Genomic DNA, 16,621 nt, shown 5'->3' with positions numbered 1-16,621 from the left:
ATGGGCGAAGTCATTTTAACAATGAAGGGTATCGATAAATCTTTTCCTGGCGTTCACGCACTGGATCATGTAAACCTCGAGGTCAGAGCCGGTGAAGTACATGCGCTGATGGGAGAAAACGGTGCCGGAAAATCAACACTGATGAAGGTTCTTACCGGAATTTACAAGAAGGATTCCGGAACAATCACATATTTTGGAAAAGAAGTAGAGTTCCACAACACAAGAGAGGCTCAGGACGCGGGCGTAGTCATCGTGCACCAGGAGCTGAACATGGTCGGAGATCTGACGGTAGCGCAGAACATCTTCATCGGCCGTGAGCCGAAGAAGGGAATCCGTATCGATGACAGAAAGATGATCGAGGATTCCAAAAAGCTGTTTGAGCGGCTGAAGATCGACATCAACCCGAGAGAGAAGATGAAAAATCTGACAGTCGGAAAGCAGCAGATGTGCGAGATCGCCAAGGCAATTTCCCATGACTGCAAGCTGATTATCTTCGATGAGCCGTCTGCCGCGCTGACAGAGAAGGAAATTGATGATCTGTTCAAGATCATCCGTGATCTGCGGGAGCAGAACATGGGTATTATTTACATCTCTCATCGTATGGATGAGATCAAGGTCATCACAGACCGTGTAACGGTCATGCGGGACGGCGGATATGTAGGAACGCTGATTACCAAGGATTCCACGAAGGAAGACATCATCAACATGATGGTAGGACGTGTAATCTATGAGGATCCGAAGACGCACAGCATGTGCCCGCCGGACGCACCGGTTGTTCTGAAGGTGGATCATCTCAACGCGGGCCATATGGTTCAGGATGTGAGCTTTGAGCTTCACAAGGGAGAAATCCTAGGATTCTCCGGTCTGATGGGTGCTGGCCGTACTGAGACGGCGAGAGCAATCTTCGGCGCTGATCCGAAGCAGAGTGGAACAATCTCCATCATGGGCAAGGACGGAAAGCTGCATGAGGTTACGATCAACAACCCGCAGGACGCGGTAAAAGCCGGCATCGGATATCTTTCCGAGGACAGACGCCGTTTCGGAGTTGTTGTACAGAAATCGATCATTGAGAATTCGACACTGGCATGTCTCGATGATTTTTCAAACGGACCTTTTATCAATAAGGCAAAAGAAAAGAAGGAGACAGAGAGACTGATCAAGGAACTCGCGACAAAGACACCGAGCGCGGATCAGCTAGTTATGAACCTGTCCGGCGGCAACCAGCAGAAGGTTGTCATTGCCAAGTGGCTGATTCGTAACAGTGATATCCTGATCTTTGATGAGCCTACCAGAGGTATCGATGTAGGCGCGAAGAACGAGATCTACAAATTAATGAACAAGCTGGCATCAGAAGGAAAATCGATTATTATGATTTCTTCTGAAATGACTGAGATTCTCAGAATGAGTGACCGTATCGTGGTTATGTGTGAGGGCAGAAAGACCGGTGAAATCCGGATCGAGGAAGCCACACAGGAGAATATCATGGATAAGGCTACTCGGAATATCAATTGAGGGGGAGACAGACATGACGAAGAAGAAATCTTTATTGAATGATCAGAGATATATAGCGTTACTCATCGCGATTCTGCTGATGGTAATCTATTTCATATTTAGTAAGGAGTTCCGTAAGTATTCTTCTATCCTTAGTATGCTGGACTTCTCTTACTATGACATGCTGATGGGCTTCGGCGTAACCTTCCCGCTGATTACCGCAGGTGTAGACCTGTCCATTGGTACCGGTATGGTATGCTACGCGCTGGTCGGCGGAACCCTGATCCGGAACAATAACATTCCGGTTGTGGCTGCCATGCTGATCTGCATCCTCTTCGGATGCGCGATCGGACTTCTGAACGGAGTTCTGATCGGTGTCATGGGACTGGCTCCGTTCATTGCCACTCTTTCCACCTGCATGATTACCCGTGGTATCGGATCTATGTGCCCGGCTACTCCGTGGCCGACGCTGCAGCAGCCCGGCGGATGGTTTCATTCGATCTTCAAGCTGACCTTCGGCTCCGGAAGAGGAGCGTTTAAGTTCCCCATCGGATTTTTCGTGATGCTGGTGCTGATGTTTGTCATGGAGTTCGTTCTGAATCACACCAGATTCGGCCGTTATACCATCGCCATCGGATCGAACAGAGAGGCAACTGCTCTTTCCGGAATTAATGTAAAGTTCTATCACGTAATGGTTTATGTTGTCTGCGGTTTCTTTACAGGACTTGCGGCGATCGCCTATGCGGCGGTAACGCCTACCGTACAGCCTGGTACCGGAGCCGGACTTGAGATGGATGCCATCGGCGGAGTATTTGTCGGCGGTGTATCCGCAACCGGCGGTTACGGTTCCATTATCGGAACCTTCATTGGTGTTATGATTATCTGCCTCCTGAAGACAGGTCTTCCCTACATCGGTCTGCAGGCGAACTGGCAGCAGATTATCACCGGTGTGGTTCTGATTGTAGCCGTACTGATTGATATCATCAAGAAACGCCGCGCAGCTGCAGTCTGAAGTATAAGCTGCGCAGTTGCAGTATGAAGCTTGCATTCAGCCGCGGGCGAGTGCAGAAGGTTCTTTGCCGTCAGACATATTTGACGGCAACAAGCCTGAGAATTGCATCCGGCCGCGGATCCAGAAAAAGATGTGACATTTTCAAAGAATTTATACGAAAGCGACAAAATTTCAAACAATAATTTGTGGATGATTTTGGACACAGATTGTTCAAAAAATGTTTACAGTTTATTCAAAAAATGATATATTGGATTTGCTATTTCCGGAAGGGACATTTCGGAATGCAAATAAATACAAAAACTAATAAATGTATTTAAAGGAGGAAAAACATGAAACGTAGAGTCGTAGCAACCTTAATGAGTGCAGCAATGGTAGCAACTCTGCTTGCAGGATGCGGATCAGGATCCACTAGCACATCTGCAAGCAAATCTGAGTCATCCAGCAGCTCAGCAGCATCCACATCCAGCAGCGCTGCAGCATCCACTTCCAGCTCTTCCACAGAAGCCGTAGCATCGACCAGCGGTTCTGAGACTGCTGCATCCAGCAGCTCCGCGGCAGAGAGCACAGATGACGCTACAAAGCAGTTTGATGGCCTGAAGGCAAACGAGGCTTACAACTTCCCGATGCTGGTTAAGTCCTTCCAGTCCACTTACTGGGATGCCGCTCAGCAGGGTATGAAGAAGGCAGCTGGCGAGCTTGGTGTTACCTATGACTGCCAGGGACCGAACTCCGAGTCTGATATCGCTGACCAGGTTAACATGCTGAACTCCGCAATTTCTTCCAAGCCGGTAGGAATCGGCCTTGCAGCCTGCGATACAACTTCCGTACTTGACGCTCTGAAGACCTGCGCATCAGACGGAATCCCTGTTGTAGCATTTGATACCGGTGTTGCGGATGCTCCGGACGGATCCATCGTATGTACCGTAGCGACAGATAACGGACAGGCTGGCTCTGTAGCAGCAGACAACATGTATGATGCGATCAAGGACGAGATCAAGAACGCTGACGGTCAGGTTCGTATCGGTGAGGTTAACCAGGATGCTACCGCTCTGAACATTCAGCAGCGTGGTCTTGGATTCATCAACGAGATGATCAAGCTCATCCAGGCAGACGGCAAGACCGTTTCCGTAGAAGGCAACGAGTTCTATGTAAACAACGCTGAAGGCGCTGATACCGGTGACACAGATGTTGTAATCGAGGTAGCAGTTCCGGCACAGACAACTGTAGAGCTTTGCTCCACAGAGGCACAGACCATCCTTTCCAAAGAGGATACCATCGCAATCTTCGGTTCCAACCAGACCGCAGCAGAAGGTGTTCTGGCAGCAGATGCTAACCTTTCCGTTCTTGGTTCTGACGTATCCAACGGCGACGTTATCGGTGTTGGCTTCGATGCTGGTTCTACCATCAAGGCAGCAGTACAGAGCGGACAGCTCTACGGCGCAGTTACCCAGTCTCCTCTGATGATGGGATATTACGCAATCTATGCTCTGACAGCAGCTGCTAACGGACAGGAGCTTCAGGATGTTCCGACAGCAGGTTACTGGTACAACGCAGACAACATCGACGATCCGGATATCGCTCCGAACCTGTACGACTAATTGTCTGAAAGTCAGTATCGTTCAGATGAATATCATTTAAAATGACGGGAGTGCGGCCGATGGCCGCGCTCCTTTTTACTGTATAAGTCCAGTCGCAATGTTCTTGGCCCACGGGGAGCTTGCTCACCAGTGGGCAAGAACATTAGCGACGACAACAGGTATGAGCATGGAGCGGTGCGAAGCAACGCGGGAATGCGAATACCTGTTAGCGGCACGGAAGCTGCGAAGCAGCGAAGTGACGCGGGGACTTATACAGTTTGTGGCACGGAAGTGCGAATATGCGCGGGCAGTGAGCCACACCCGCTCACACAAAGTGTGAAGCGGTGGGGCGAACGCCGCGACAGACCGACGAAGTCGGTCACATGTGGCAGCTGCGAGAGTTGCGAAGCAACGGAGCAGCTGGCTTTATACAGTATGTGGCACGATGTATCGTATGGCCGTTAGTGTATAAGCTCTTCGAAAACACAGACAGGATCGTCACGCGCGTCGCATATGCAAATATTGATTTGCGAAGCCGATTTTGTTAGACTCAAAGAGTACGTTAAGAAACAACTGCAATCCGGCAGGCCTATTGTGGCAAATTCGCTGTGACAGGTATACTCTGGGATCTGTATTGTGGCAGCTGAACTCCGGAGGGCACCATAACTTATCAGCTGAAGACAACGTTCTTATATTTTTATCTATCGGAGGAATTGAAATGACGGAAATCCAGTCAAGAGGCAGCCAGGTATTTGACCTGAAATCTCTTCGTGAGGCGAAGAAGGCAAAAAGTCCTGATGGCCCCGTATGTACCTATACGACATTTGATTCTGAGGCGGACACAGCGAATCCGGAGCATCCGTTTCTCATACTGAGACAGCCGTCTGGGGAAAAACTGAAGCACCATGTTACAGGTAATTTCATGAATCCTTCGAGAAGGACAGGGTTTGAGTATAAGACCGGGGCCGGTCCGGAGTATACCGATATCCTCAGGGTGGACCGCAGGTTTGAACGGCTGATCAGATGGCTGGGAGAAAATCAGGTTCCGGTAAGGCTGTCCGGCTGTCAGATGGCGGATGGTTTCGGAATTTACAAGGTTCATGCGGTCAATTATTCGGGAAAGGTTGCCGCGGGCACGGACGGATTTCTGCAGATGACGATCGGACGGATTCTGGCGGGGAGATTTCAGGAGGAATCTGACCTGGAGGAGGAAGCGGAGGAACAGGAAGAGCAGGTAAAGCTGACGGACATTTCAAGCATGACGGATTTTCTGGCGTGTGCGGGAGCTGTCCTTCCGTCGAATATCCGGAGATGGGCACAGCGGAATCTGTCTCTGATCCGGACCAATACCATCAGCCAGGACGAGAGACGGCATGCGCAGCGTGCGCTTTCCATGATGCTGAATATTCAGTGGAAGGGCGCATGGTTTGAGTCGATCGATCCGAAGCGGGCCCGTGAAATTCTCGACGAGGAGCTGTACGGACTGGAAAAGGTGAAACAGAGAATCATTGAGACGATCATCCAGATCAACCGCACACACACTCTTCCTGCCTATGGACTCCTTCTGGCCGGTCCTGCCGGTGTGGGAAAATCGCAGATCGCCTATGCGGTCGCGAGGATCCTGAAACTTCCATGGGCATCACTGGATATGAGTGCGATAACGGATCCGGAGGCACTGACCGGAAGTCCGAGAGTTTACGCGAACGCGAAACCTGGGCTGATCATGGAGGCGTTCTCGAGAGCAGGCTCCGACAATGTTGTCTTCATCATCAATGAGCTGGATAAGGCAGATCAGGGGGATTCGGGCGCAAACCCGGCGGATGCCCTTCTGACACTTCTGGATAATCTGGGATATACCGACAACTACATCGAGTGCATGATTCCAACAGGAGGCGTCTATCCGATCGCGACGGCAAACGACAAGTCTCGGATCAGCGCTCCTCTGATGAGCCGATTCGCGGTTATTGATATTCCGGATTATACGCCGGAAGAAAAGAAGGTTATCTTTTCGAGATTTTCTCTTCCGAAGATCCTGAAACGGATGGGGATGAAGGCAGAAGAGTGCATCATTCCGGATGACGCGGTCGATGTCGTGATTGAGAAATTTGCCCGGATGCCCGGCTGCCGTGATCTGGAGCAGGCGGCGGAACATCTGGCGGCGAACGCCCTTTATCAGATTGAAACGGGGAACCTTGCGGGTGTCACCTTCACACCGGAGATGGTGAGACAGATTCTCGGATGAGAGGCAGCACCTGGCGAGTAGTCTGCGTTTGCAGATTTCTTTGATGGTGAGACAGATTCTCGGATGAGAGGCAGCACGGCAGACACAACGGAAGACAGCGGAAGACTGCGGAGCAGCCGCAAATCGGTCCCGTGAGGCAAGAGGCGTAAGCTAGGAGTAAGTAACGTGTGCAAAGACTTATAACATCTTGTTATCAATAACACAGAACAGAAAAGCCCAAAATAAAGGCTTTCCCGTGCGCTTACCAACAGAAATATAGTCACTTGCCACCATTATGCCACCATAATATGAAAATTGCCGCTGAACTGTTCAATCTGTTCAGCGGCTTATTTTTTATGCCAAATGTGATATTTGTTCAAAGAGTTCAACCGTTTCGTTTTTCATGCTGTCAGTATTATGGACATAGGCGTTCATAGTGGTTTGAATGCTGGAATGCCCCAACCGTTCCTGAACGTCTTTGATAGGCGCCCCGGCCTGAATCAGCATGGTGGCGTGGGTATGTCTAAGACTGTGATAATTGAAATCAATATTCAATTTCTTCCGGCACACGCTTGCGACATAAGAAAACGAATACGGGGAAACTACCTTACCGGAATCATGCACACAGACAAAATCAGCTATGTCCATGCCAGGCATATTCCCACGATCACAGCATGTGATCTTGTATGCCGTGTTTCCTTTTTCATCTTTTCCCGGCTGTATGTAGTATTCAGTAAATCGTGATCCCAATTCCATACGTTTCTTCTGTTTGTGCTTATGTGCTGCCAGAAAAATCTTTTGAAGTGTAGCACCATACTGAATAGAACGAATAGATGATTCTGTCTTTGGAGATTGAAAAAACCACCCCATTTCACTTTTGTACACCACCTGACGGTCAATCCTGATGATCTGATTTTTCAGGTCAATTCTATCCCATGTCAGCGCGAAACATTCCGAAATCCGAACACCAGTATAATACCCGATCATGATCGGCACATAAAACGGTGATGATTCCGGGAAACGTTCAATGATTCGTTTCATATCGGATTCCGGTATGAAGTGGTGGGTGGGTGCTTTCTTCTGCTCATACTTTGGGATTTTCACCCGTTCGGCTGGATTATATTGAATATAGTTCAACGGTTCAACAGCGTAGTTCAACGATGTAACCAATATCACAAGGGCTTCACGGATTGTCTGACGGGCAAACCCTTCCTTCTTCAGGGTGTTTATGTATTCCTGGATTGGTGCGGTAGTCATAGACTTCAGCTTATAGTTTCCAAATTGTGGCTTCAGGTGTGTTCTGATCATACTGTCATAATTCCGCTGTGTTGTATATTTACAATGCATTTTCACATATTGTTCCATCCATAAATCCAGAAAATCAGACATGGTTATTTCGGACGGCGTGAAAATCATCCCGGCATTATTGTATTCGTTCAGGGCAGCGGCAAGTGCCGCTTCCGCTTCCTTCTTTGTGGCAAAGCCACCCTTTTCTTTCTTCTGTCGTTTGCCGCCAACAGTTCCCATGTCGAAATAGTATGACCACGTTTTCCCACGTTTACGTGTTCCGCCTTTCATGCAAAGTACCACCTTTCCTGATTGAGATATGGCAAAGAAAATGGTATACTTTACATGTATAGCCATTTCCTTTTTCACACATTAGGTTCTGGTTATTCATCCTTTCGTCCCGGTCTACTGCAATAGGCCGGGACATTTTTTTGTTCAAGATGCGTTCAAGATGTGTACAAGATAAAAAATCATCTTGAACACCCTCTAAGCCGCATAAATACTGGGTTTTTCGGGGGGTGTGTTCAAGTTGTACAAGATAAATCCTTATATATATTTATATTTACCCGTTTTCGTAATTTCACACTTTAATTTTAAGTGTGAAATTACGAAATTCCGTCTTTTATATAATAAATTAAGATTTATCTTTTCCATCTTGAACATCTATCAAAAAACCCAGTAAAATCAAGGCTTTGAAGGCGTTCAAGATAACAATTTCATCTTGTACACATCTTGTACAAACTTGAACTTTTCTACAATGTCACATCTTTTGGAACCGCCATAGCTGGTTGTGATTCAGGTTTCAGTTTGGCATTTAGCGCCTTGTTCCATTTGGTAAACCCTGAAGAACCGCCCTGTTGCTGACTTAGGACAATAGCCTTTTGCTGTCCATTCGATTCATAACGGATCACATACATACACTTGGTGACTTTCTTCTTCCCGGCGGTCATAGCCCCGACAATCGCGCCCTTGGTGCCAAATAGGAGATCACCAACAATGGCGCGGGCAATCACTGATTCATCTTTTTCACTTTGAAACAGCTCGTTCTTGGCGGATATGATCTTTTCAATTGGGAGATGAATTGTTGACTGGTTCTTGAATGCCCTTGGAGTAAACACAATTTCTGTATCTGTCAGCATGAGCGATAGCGCCCAACCTTCATGATACTGATCAATACCGGCAAGATGTGTCATAAACAATTCATTTTTCTTTGGAAACAGTAATCCCATAATCTCACCGCCTTTTACTTAATATCAGACTGGAAGGCAACGGCCTTGCCAAGGACTGTCACATGATTGAGTTCTTCACCAACATACACCAGTGGTTCAAATTGTGGATTTTCAGCTTGAAGAACAAGTTTGTTTGATTCCGGGTAATAATAAAATCGTTTCAATGTGACTTCATTATCAATCAGCACGGCGGCAATTTCGCCGTTATCAACCATCTCTTGTTTCCGAATGAACACAATATCCCCGTTGTGGATTCGGGCGTTAATCATACTGTCACCCTTTGCCCTGACACAATAATCACACTTGACTTTTGCGCCCACTTCAACATACGCTTCAAATTCTTCATTGGCTTCAATAGGTTTTCCGCAAGCTATAGCTCCAATAAGCGGAATACGTTGTGTGGTGATGGCACTGATTCGATCAGGAACATTCCGTTCCATTGGCACGTCAAACCCCATCAACCACGCTTCCGAAACATTCAGGCCGTGCGCCAGAACTGTCAGCTTTTCTCTTCCGGGTTCTGATTCACCGGTCAGATAGTAATGAATATCATTCTTCCTAAGTTTGATCCCGTATTCTTCAGCGTATGGAAGGCATTTATTCAGAATATCCACTTGTTTATATCCGTTTACGTCCATGAGATAGCGCAATCGCTGGGCTGTATTGGACTTCATGGCAATTCCCACCTTTCTGTATTAGTTGAATCCTAACTTTCAACTTATCTGTACTATATCACAGCATGAAAATAAATTCAATAAAATTGAACATAAGTTATTGACAAGTTAACTTCAAAGGCATATCTTATAAGCATGAAGTTCATCAGTAATGAACTTAACCAAATTGAAAGTCGTTTGCAGACGGTCAGCCAGAAAGGATGGATAATATGAAATACAAAATGATGGGACATTGGGATGTGTGGGAAATTCGGAAGATGTGCATTCAGCATGAGTTCTATACATGCGGAACAGAAAAGCAGTACATGAACATGATGAATTACGTGGAAACCCACGAACCTACAACAGAAGCGATTGAACACGTTGCCAAAGATATTATCAACCACAGTTCTGTAGAAGATGATTTTTCGATCACTTACATGATGTACATCATAGTAAATGAAGTCGTGAAGTTCTTCTTTGTTGAACAGTAAGGGGGGATTAGAATGGCTGAAGTAAGAAAGTATTTTGTCAAAGGAAGTTGGATCTTCAATCTTGAATCCATGGATGACAAATTGCATTGTATCAAGTATGACTTGGAAGATGAAAAGATTAGTTTTCCGCTTACAATTGCCGGAACCAAGATAACAGATTTTGATGACTTGGATGATCTTATTGATGAATGCGAAACACTTCAATGGGCGGCAAAGTCCAGGAAAGTTACCGGAAAAGAATACGGCAGGATCAAAGAAATCGTAAGTTGGAGAGTGGAACAAAGGTATTTCCGGTGTATCGCAAACGGAATGAAAGAAAAGGACGCTGGGGCGTGCTTTTCCGATTTATAAATTTTTTAAAGTCCCCGGCACAAAAGCCGGGGATTTGTTTTGTATGAAGGTTCATTGTAAATGAAATTAAATTCAATAAAAATGAATTTATCTATTGACATCGCATTATTGCAGTCGTAAGATAAGAGCATGAAGTTCATTGATAGTGAACTTCACCTTTGCAGAGGTAATCGAAAGGATGGATGACGAAATGACACAGAGTTTGAATCCAGTGATTGATAAGCTGGAAGATATTTTTGATAAAGCCAACGCCTATTTCTATCATGGAAATTTGAAAAGACCAGTCATCACAGTTTCGCCGGATACAGCAAATGCTTATGGATGGTGTACAGCTTGGAAGGCATGGGCTGACAAGGAAGACGCCAAGATTGATGAAGGGTATTATGAAATCAATATTTGTTCTGAATACCTTTCAAGACCAATTGAACAGGTCATTGGCACGCTGCTTCATGAAATGGTTCATCTTTACAATCTTCAGGAAGGCATTCAGGACACAAGCCGTGGCGGAAAGTACCACAACAAAAAATTCAAGGCTGTTGCTGAAGCTCATGGGCTTACGATTGAAAAAGATGAAAAGTATGGATGGACAAAAACAAGCCTGAATGAAGATGGGAAAAAGTTTCTTCAATCCCTTGGTGATTTTAAGTTTGATTTGTTTCGAAAGAAGATTCCGAAAATCGGAAAAGCCGCAAGTAAGCAATCCAGCCGGAAATATGTGTGTCCCGTGTGTGGCGCAATTATCAGGGCAACCAAAGAAGTGCATGTGATCTGTGCTGACTGCAATGAAGAATTTGAAGAAGATGTGTGAAAGGAAAAAATCATGAATAAAAAAATTGAGTACAAGGGAACAGATATTACACAGAAGCTCACGGTTGATACCAATGAATTACGGGGATTGCTTTCTTGTGGAAGAGCAACGGCGGTGAAGATCGGAACGGAAGCGGGCGCAAGAATCCAGTTCGGACACCGGGTATTATGGAACACTGAAAAAATCCGTGCTTACCTGAATTCAATCAGCGAGTGAAAGAAGGTGGTGAGTAAGTGTCAAAGTCATATGGCCAGATGGTAAGCTTTGATGTCGCTATCCAGTGGGCGCAATCCATGCCTGATAGCGCAGACAAGCAACACAGTATAAACCGGATGCGCTACGAAAGGGACAAGGCAGTTCCTGTCACACCAAAATTTCATAAAGGCATGTATGGCCACAAATACGACACTTACACGTGCGGGAATTGCGGTACACGGATCACAGAAGCGTGGTGGCGATACTGTCCGAATTGCGGTTTTGCCATTAAAAAATAATAGAAAAGGGGTGAATGATATGGCTTATGAGTACGGAAAACTGATTGGAAGAATCATTGAGGTTTGCGGAACCCGTGCGGAATTCGCAAAACAGATGGGACTTTCGGAAAGAACAATATCCCTGAAGCTGAATGGGAAGATTGATTGGAAGCAATCGGAAATCCTGAAGGCCGTGGAAATTCTTAGAATTGATGATTCCGAAATTCAGGAATATTTTTTTACACTGAAAGTTCATTGACAATGAACTTTCAAGAAAGGATGAATACCAATGTTTGCAGACAATATGAAAAAACAGATGGCTGTCCACGGAATCACACAGTCCGAACTTGCCAAGATGACAGGTATCGGGCGTTCGTCCATCAGCCAGTATCTTTCAGGTAAAAACGAACCCACGGATGAAAGGAAAATCGTCATCGCTGAAGCCATAGGCTGTCAGGTATCCGATTTGGATGCCACGGAAACAACATCATTTCCAGTTAATACAGATTCCAAGATGAAGCGTCTTAGCGTGGATCAGGCAGCAAGGTTGCTTGGAATGAATCATGAAACGGTCAGGAAGGGATTGCGTCAAGGCGTTTTCCCGTGGGGCTATGCAATTCATACGTCTGAAGGCCGTTGGTCATATTTCATTAACGCCAAAAAATTCGCAGAGATTGAAGGATTAGCCAATGGATAAGATCACATTATTACCCCATCAGATAGCGGTCATGAAACAAACGGCTGGGTTTGATAATGTGGCGGATTACGTGGACATGGGCGGTGGCAAAACCTTCATTGGTTCCGAACAGATGAAGCGGTACGGATGCCATATAAATCTTGTGATTTGTCAGAAGTCAAAGGTTCCTGATTGGGTGGAACACTTCAGCACCTACTACAAATATTCTGTGTGGGATTTGACAAAGCGCGGTGAACTGGATGCGTGGCACTTGTTTGATGGCGGATTGAAGAAACAGCCGTGTGTACTGGTGATCAATTACGAATTGGCATTCAGACGTCCAGAATTGGCGAAATTAGAGCATTTCACATTGATGCTGGATGAATCTTCAATGATACAAAATGAACACGCTAAACGGTCAAAATTCGTGCTTCAGCTTCATCCTGAACACGTGATTCTGCTATCAGGAACACCAACAGCCGGGAAGTATGAACGCCTTTGGTCACAGGTTCGGTTACTTGGGTGGAACATCAAGAAAACAACGTATTATTCACAGTTCGTTGTTCAGGATTTCATTGATGTAGATGGTTCCGGCTTCAAGATTCCGGTGGTCATAGGATACAAAAATGTTGACCGCCTGAAACGGAAGCTTGCCGAACACGGCGCGGTGTTTATGAAGGCTGAAGAATTTGGTGTTGATCTTCCAGACATGAATGAAATCACTGTAAGAGTGAAAACCCCGGCGGTATATAAGCGTTTTATGAAAGACCGTGTGGCGTGGGTGGAAGGCAAACAGCTTGTTGGAGATACGACACTGACAATGCGGATGTATGCGCGGCAGATATGCGGACAGTACAACCAATACAAACTGGATGCCGTGCGTGACCTGATTGAATCCACGGATGACAGAATCATCATATTCTACAACTTCAACGATGAGTTGAACAAACTGTTGAACATCGTTGAACAGTTGAACAGACCGGCAGCGGTTGTGAATGGGGAAAAGAAAGACCTTGAACCATTTGTCAAATACAGTGATTCAGTGGCGCTGATTCAGTATCAGGCTGGTGCAATGGGGCTGAATCTTCAGGTTGCAAACAAGGTGATCTATTTTACCCTTCCTGACAGGTCAGAACTGTTTGAGCAATCAAAAGCCCGTATTCATCGAATAGGACAGCACAGGCCGTGTTTTTACTATTACCTGATGTGTCCAGGAACGGTTGAAACAAGGGTTCTGGAAACACTGAAAATGAGAAAGGACTATACAGATGCATTGTTCAAGAAGGACATTGAGGAAAATTGAATACTTAATTTCAAGATGTGCAGATGCAGTAATGATTGCCGGTGCCATTTATATTTTTGGGGCAGTTGGAAATATGGATTATGCGACTGAAGCACATGTTCCAGATGATCCGCATACCGTTCCGCTGCTTATCACAGGATTCATATTCATGATCGGTGGATATTTGTACAAACGACTGATTGGGGAATTGTGAAATGGAATTTGATGTTCAGAAAATCCGTGGAACGCACAATTGGGTGGTCATCCACAATGGCAATGTGGTTCCTTTCACGGTAGGTGATAAACACACTGCATTGAAAATGGCCGCCACAATGAATGGGATCACGTTGAAAGAATTCCTGAAAATTCGGAAAGGCGGCAAGAATGGCTGAAGAAAAGAATTTTGAACACAAGGTTGAACGATTCCTTCAGGAATGCGGGATTTACCCGGCTGGATTCCCAGAAGACAAAATAACTACAACACCAGTTGGATGGTATTTCAAAGTGTGGGGTGGCGGATTCCAGAAGTCCGGCATTCCTGATCTGATTTTGAATGTGGTCGGCTTGTTCATTGCAGTGGAGTTGAAAGCCGAACACGGCAAGCCTTCCGAACTTCAGAAATTAAACACCAACAGAATTAGGGATTCGGGCGGTGAAGCGTGCTTCCTTTATCCATCAGGATTCGAAGATTTTCAACGCGATATTACCGACATGTTGGAAGAACACGATGAACTGATGGAAGGATTCACAGAACCATCACCAGCCATATTATTGGATAAAGTTTACAGAAAGAAAGGATGAATGACATGGAACTGGATAACAAGAAATATGTGGTGGATGCGCTGTTATCTACCAAACGGGAAGGAATGGAAGAACTGGTGAAGTATATGGATGAAATCGGTTTCTTCCATGCACCGGCAAGCGGCGGGAATCATGAATGCTGTGAATTCGGATTAGTACAGCATACCCGGAATGTCATGATGAACTCTGAAAATATTGGCTATGCGCTTCTTGGAAAGAATCGCTATGAAGAAATCAGAACGTCTGTGATTATTGTTTCCGCGCTGCATGATCTTGGCAAATGCGGCGATCATGGCCAGTCGTTATACATCCCGAACATGATCAAGAATAAGAAGTTCAAGAAATCTGATCCGGAAGCTGAACCGGAATATGTTCAGAGTGAAGCAAAGCCCTATGAGAGAAACAAGGCGCTGTGTGCAATCCCACATTCCGTGAGGTCAATCAAGCTTGCCACGCTGTTCATTGATTTGACTGATGATGAAGAGTGGGCGATCTACGCACACGATGGACTGTATGACCATGCAAAGTATCTGATTCCGGGACACGAAACGCCGCTTCTCATGATTCTTCATTGGGCTGACATGTGGGCGTCCCACGTTCAGGAAGTCAAGAAAGGGGAAAACAAATGAATGGGAAAGATTTGATTATCAATATGCATGATGGCGGGTGCTATGGGTGGAAGATTGGTAAAGATTTTGCAAACTACAAAGTTACAGCTAACGGGCTGGTTCTCATGAACGAAGATGGCGCGTGGGTTGGTTGGTACAACCTGAAAGATATTCAGAGATGGCATATAGAGTGATATGGGGGTAGAAGAAAATGACTTACAAGGACATTCCTAAATATGGACGGTTAGTGAAGTCTTCCAATCTTTGGGAAGAAAATCGTCAGATTACGATTACTGAAGAAGAATTTAGTCAGGCCGTATGTGAACTTATAGCCGGAACAGAACAGTGTATGGAATCGCCGCTTTTAGGCTTGGCACTTCTGACATTCGGAATACAGATTCATAAGAAAATTTTCAATTTAGAAAGTGAGGAAAAGTGAAATGGCTATTGGTGTACTGGTATTAGGGGAATCCGGCACAGGAAAGACGTATTCCATCAAGAACTTCAAGCCGGAAGAAGTGAAGATTTGTTCCGTGGTTAAACCCATTCTTCCATTCCGTGGGAAATATGACATTGTGAAAACCCCCACGGCAAAGGACGTTATCAGGGAGCTGAAGAACACCAAAAAGAAGAATATTGTCATTGATGATTTTCAGTATATCCTTGGTATCCCTATGATGCACCGCATTGGTGAAAAGGGATGGGAAAAATTCAACGAGATTGAACAGGGATATTCCGATGTACTGGAAGCGCTAAACGATTTGCCGGATGACACCATCGTTTATCTGAACAGCCACATTGAAACAGATGACTATGGCAAGCGCAAAATCAAAACCGTTGGTAAGGCGTTGGACAAGTACATCACAGTCGAAGGCTTGTTCATGGTGGTACTTGGAACGGAAGTTATTGACGATAAGTATTACTTTGTCACACAGAATTCCGGTAACGACACCCTGAAGACACCTGAAGGAATGTTCCCTTCCAAGTTCATTCCCAATGATCTGAAGTACGTGGAAGACAAAATTCGCAACTACTACTTCATGGATGGCGCGAAGACGGATGAACAGATCGCCGCTGAAGACAAGGAAAACACGGTCAATGAAGATGAAGTGAAGCCAAAGCGCGGCAGACGTGGCAAGCGTTCTGATTCTGCTTCTGATAGTGAGAAGAAGGAAGAAGCGGAAAGCACGGAACCGGAAACGGAGAAACCGAAAGAACGTAAGCGCAAGGAAAGGACGGTTGAACCCACGCCTGAAATCCTGACAAAGGACACCTATTTCTATCTTGCCGATGATGTCAATGTCGTGAAGAAACATGCCGGTGATCCGGTGCCGGAACATGCAGTCGAAATCGGTGAAGCTCAGTTCAATGCCGGGGTGGAAGCCATTTCAAAACATGCTTCAGATGATGAAGTAAGAGCGGCTATTGATTCCGCTGCCTTTATGAATATCCCTGAAGGAACGGATGAAGAAGTCCCGTTTGAAGAATTGCCTGAAACCCCACCTATGCCGCGCGCAAGTCGCCGCAGAAGGAAGGCATGATGATCTGGTGGTTCATCCTTGGTTGGGTACTTAGCGGCCTGACCAAGGAATCAGGGAATCGTGTATTCCTGTTTACGCTGATTATACTGTTGATGATTTTGTTTTCAATTTGAGAAA

The 16,621-nt window shown here is 45.8% G+C and carries 21 protein-coding genes; 18 read left to right on the top strand and 3 right to left on the bottom strand.

What is annotated here, in order from left to right; translation table 11 throughout:
• From ACTNDI_RS09880 to ACTNDI_RS09865, 4 genes are all read left to right on the top strand, one after another.
• On the top strand, positions 1–1,512 hold the full coding sequence (locus ACTNDI_RS09880; RefSeq protein WP_441100822.1) for a sugar ABC transporter ATP-binding protein: 1,512 nt from the start codon (positions 1–3) through the stop codon (positions 1,510–1,512).
• A 13-nt stretch (positions 1,513–1,525) separates the two neighbouring features.
• Entirely contained in the window at positions 1,526–2,503 is a 978-nt protein-coding gene (locus ACTNDI_RS09875; RefSeq protein WP_441100821.1) for an ABC transporter permease, read from the top strand.
• A gap of 329 nt (positions 2,504–2,832) precedes the next feature.
• Positions 2,833–4,101 carry a substrate-binding domain-containing protein gene (locus ACTNDI_RS09870; protein WP_441100820.1) on the top strand — a complete coding sequence of 423 codons (1,269 nt, stop codon included), beginning with the start codon at positions 2,833–2,835 and terminating at the stop codon, positions 4,099–4,101.
• Between the two features lie 697 nt (positions 4,102–4,798).
• Complete coding sequence (locus ACTNDI_RS09865; RefSeq protein ID WP_441100819.1) at positions 4,799–6,322, top strand: AAA family ATPase; 1,524 nt, start codon at positions 4,799–4,801, stop codon at positions 6,320–6,322.
• A gap of 333 nt (positions 6,323–6,655) precedes the next feature.
• On the opposite strand, the gene ACTNDI_RS09860 is transcribed toward ACTNDI_RS09865, so the two are convergent.
• The 3 genes from ACTNDI_RS09860 to ACTNDI_RS09850 form a co-directional block, all read right to left on the bottom strand.
• On the bottom strand, positions 6,656–7,879 hold the full coding sequence (locus ACTNDI_RS09860) for a tyrosine-type recombinase/integrase (RefSeq protein ID WP_441100818.1): 1,224 nt from the start codon (positions 7,877–7,879) through the stop codon (positions 6,656–6,658).
• A 461-nt stretch (positions 7,880–8,340) separates the two neighbouring features.
• On the bottom strand, positions 8,341–8,817 hold the full coding sequence (locus ACTNDI_RS09855; RefSeq protein ID WP_441100817.1) for a hypothetical protein: 477 nt from the start codon (positions 8,815–8,817) through the stop codon (positions 8,341–8,343).
• Positions 8,818–8,831: 14 nt separating this feature from the next.
• The gene (locus ACTNDI_RS09850; RefSeq protein ID WP_441100816.1) at positions 8,832–9,491 is read right to left on the bottom strand and encodes a S24 family peptidase; all 660 of its coding nucleotides are present in this window, start codon (positions 9,489–9,491) and stop codon (positions 8,832–8,834) included.
• A gap of 209 nt (positions 9,492–9,700) precedes the next feature.
• Between ACTNDI_RS09850 and ACTNDI_RS09845 the strand changes: the two genes are divergently transcribed.
• The 14 genes from ACTNDI_RS09845 to ACTNDI_RS09780 all read left to right on the top strand — a co-directional run bounded on the left by ACTNDI_RS09845 (position 9,701) and on the right by ACTNDI_RS09780 (position 16,504).
• Positions 9,701–9,964, top strand: coding sequence for a hypothetical protein (locus ACTNDI_RS09845; protein WP_441100815.1), 264 nt, complete (start codon positions 9,701–9,703; stop codon positions 9,962–9,964).
• A gap of 12 nt (positions 9,965–9,976) precedes the next feature.
• The gene (locus tag ACTNDI_RS09840) at positions 9,977–10,315 is read left to right on the top strand and encodes a hypothetical protein (protein WP_441100814.1); all 339 of its coding nucleotides are present in this window, start codon (positions 9,977–9,979) and stop codon (positions 10,313–10,315) included.
• A 178-nt stretch (positions 10,316–10,493) separates the two neighbouring features.
• Entirely contained in the window at positions 10,494–11,123 is a 630-nt protein-coding gene (locus tag ACTNDI_RS09835; RefSeq protein WP_441100813.1) for a SprT-like domain-containing protein, read from the top strand.
• A 12-nt stretch (positions 11,124–11,135) separates the two neighbouring features.
• Complete coding sequence (locus tag ACTNDI_RS09830; protein WP_441100812.1) at positions 11,136–11,339, top strand: hypothetical protein; 204 nt, start codon at positions 11,136–11,138, stop codon at positions 11,337–11,339.
• Between the two features lie 174 nt (positions 11,340–11,513).
• Positions 11,514–11,855: a DUF739 family protein gene (locus ACTNDI_RS09825; RefSeq protein WP_441100811.1), complete on the top strand. Its 342-nt coding sequence runs from the start codon at positions 11,514–11,516 to the stop codon at positions 11,853–11,855.
• A 30-nt stretch (positions 11,856–11,885) separates the two neighbouring features.
• The gene (locus tag ACTNDI_RS09820; protein ID WP_441100810.1) at positions 11,886–12,293 is read left to right on the top strand and encodes a helix-turn-helix domain-containing protein; all 408 of its coding nucleotides are present in this window, start codon (positions 11,886–11,888) and stop codon (positions 12,291–12,293) included.
• Positions 12,286–13,575, top strand: a complete 1,290-nt coding sequence (locus ACTNDI_RS09815) for an SNF2-related protein (RefSeq protein WP_441100809.1) — start codon at positions 12,286–12,288, stop codon at positions 13,573–13,575. The genes ACTNDI_RS09820 and ACTNDI_RS09815 overlap by 8 nt, the downstream gene beginning before the upstream one ends.
• A complete protein-coding gene (locus ACTNDI_RS09810) occupies positions 13,562–13,768 on the top strand; it encodes a hypothetical protein (protein WP_441100808.1) in 207 nt (68 codons plus the stop codon). The genes ACTNDI_RS09815 and ACTNDI_RS09810 overlap by 14 nt, the downstream gene beginning before the upstream one ends.
• Before the next feature lies 1 nt (position 13,769).
• The gene (locus ACTNDI_RS09805) at positions 13,770–13,946 is read left to right on the top strand and encodes a hypothetical protein (RefSeq protein ID WP_441100807.1); all 177 of its coding nucleotides are present in this window, start codon (positions 13,770–13,772) and stop codon (positions 13,944–13,946) included.
• On the top strand, positions 13,939–14,355 hold the full coding sequence (locus tag ACTNDI_RS09800) for a hypothetical protein (RefSeq protein ID WP_441100806.1): 417 nt from the start codon (positions 13,939–13,941) through the stop codon (positions 14,353–14,355). Before ACTNDI_RS09805 ends, ACTNDI_RS09800 begins: the two co-directional genes overlap by 8 nt.
• A gap of 5 nt (positions 14,356–14,360) precedes the next feature.
• A complete protein-coding gene (locus ACTNDI_RS09795; RefSeq protein WP_441100805.1) occupies positions 14,361–14,984 on the top strand; it encodes a hypothetical protein in 624 nt (207 codons plus the stop codon).
• Positions 14,981–15,157, top strand: a complete 177-nt coding sequence (locus ACTNDI_RS09790) for a hypothetical protein (protein WP_441100804.1) — start codon at positions 14,981–14,983, stop codon at positions 15,155–15,157. Before ACTNDI_RS09795 ends, ACTNDI_RS09790 begins: the two co-directional genes overlap by 4 nt.
• Before the next feature lie 17 nt (positions 15,158–15,174).
• A complete protein-coding gene (locus ACTNDI_RS09785; protein ID WP_441100803.1) occupies positions 15,175–15,402 on the top strand; it encodes a hypothetical protein in 228 nt (75 codons plus the stop codon).
• A 1-nt stretch (position 15,403) separates the two neighbouring features.
• Positions 15,404–16,504: a hypothetical protein gene (locus ACTNDI_RS09780; protein ID WP_441100802.1), complete on the top strand. Its 1,101-nt coding sequence runs from the start codon at positions 15,404–15,406 to the stop codon at positions 16,502–16,504.
• The last annotated feature ends 117 nt before the right edge of the window (positions 16,505–16,621 follow it).

The sequence above is a fragment of the Bilifractor sp. HCP3S3_D3 genome (genome assembly GCF_052063915.1).
In the GTDB taxonomy this organism is placed as follows: Bacteria; Bacillota; Clostridia; order Lachnospirales; family Lachnospiraceae; genus Bilifractor.
The sequence above is the reverse complement of the archived record's forward strand: the minus strand, read 5'-3'. Positions and strand labels throughout refer to the sequence as shown.

Bases quoted from the DNA above. Each gene is read 5' to 3' on its own strand.
- ACTNDI_RS09870 (WP_441100820.1), top strand. From the start codon at position 2,833: ATGAAACGTAGAGTCGTAGCAACCTTAATGAGTGCAGCAATGGTAGCA.
- ACTNDI_RS09815 (WP_441100809.1), top strand. From the start codon at position 12,286: ATGGATAAGATCACATTATTACCCCATCAGATAGCGGTCATGAAACAA.
- ACTNDI_RS09840 (WP_441100814.1), top strand. From the start codon at position 9,977: ATGGCTGAAGTAAGAAAGTATTTTGTCAAAGGAAGTTGGATCTTCAAT.
- ACTNDI_RS09780 (WP_441100802.1), top strand. From the start codon at position 15,404: ATGGCTATTGGTGTACTGGTATTAGGGGAATCCGGCACAGGAAAGACG.
- ACTNDI_RS09855 (WP_441100817.1), bottom strand. From the start codon at position 8,817: ATGGGATTACTGTTTCCAAAGAAAAATGAATTGTTTATGACACATCTT.
- ACTNDI_RS09830 (WP_441100812.1), top strand. From the start codon at position 11,136: ATGAATAAAAAAATTGAGTACAAGGGAACAGATATTACACAGAAGCTC.
- ACTNDI_RS09825 (WP_441100811.1), top strand. From the start codon at position 11,514: ATGGCCACAAATACGACACTTACACGTGCGGGAATTGCGGTACACGGA.
- ACTNDI_RS09820 (WP_441100810.1), top strand. From the start codon at position 11,886: ATGTTTGCAGACAATATGAAAAAACAGATGGCTGTCCACGGAATCACA.
- ACTNDI_RS09860 (WP_441100818.1), bottom strand. From the start codon at position 7,879: ATGAAAGGCGGAACACGTAAACGTGGGAAAACGTGGTCATACTATTTC.
- ACTNDI_RS09880 (WP_441100822.1), top strand. From the start codon at position 1: ATGGGCGAAGTCATTTTAACAATGAAGGGTATCGATAAATCTTTTCCT.
- ACTNDI_RS09850 (WP_441100816.1), bottom strand. From the start codon at position 9,491: ATGAAGTCCAATACAGCCCAGCGATTGCGCTATCTCATGGACGTAAAC.
- ACTNDI_RS09845 (WP_441100815.1), top strand. From the start codon at position 9,701: ATGAAATACAAAATGATGGGACATTGGGATGTGTGGGAAATTCGGAAG.
- ACTNDI_RS09875 (WP_441100821.1), top strand. From the start codon at position 1,526: ATGACGAAGAAGAAATCTTTATTGAATGATCAGAGATATATAGCGTTA.
- ACTNDI_RS09800 (WP_441100806.1), top strand. From the start codon at position 13,939: ATGGCTGAAGAAAAGAATTTTGAACACAAGGTTGAACGATTCCTTCAG.
- ACTNDI_RS09785 (WP_441100803.1), top strand. From the start codon at position 15,175: ATGACTTACAAGGACATTCCTAAATATGGACGGTTAGTGAAGTCTTCC.
- ACTNDI_RS09795 (WP_441100805.1), top strand. From the start codon at position 14,361: ATGGAACTGGATAACAAGAAATATGTGGTGGATGCGCTGTTATCTACC.
- ACTNDI_RS09790 (WP_441100804.1), top strand. From the start codon at position 14,981: ATGAATGGGAAAGATTTGATTATCAATATGCATGATGGCGGGTGCTAT.
- ACTNDI_RS09835 (WP_441100813.1), top strand. From the start codon at position 10,494: ATGGATGACGAAATGACACAGAGTTTGAATCCAGTGATTGATAAGCTG.
- ACTNDI_RS09865 (WP_441100819.1), top strand. From the start codon at position 4,799: ATGACGGAAATCCAGTCAAGAGGCAGCCAGGTATTTGACCTGAAATCT.
- ACTNDI_RS09805 (WP_441100807.1), top strand. From the start codon at position 13,770: ATGGAATTTGATGTTCAGAAAATCCGTGGAACGCACAATTGGGTGGTC.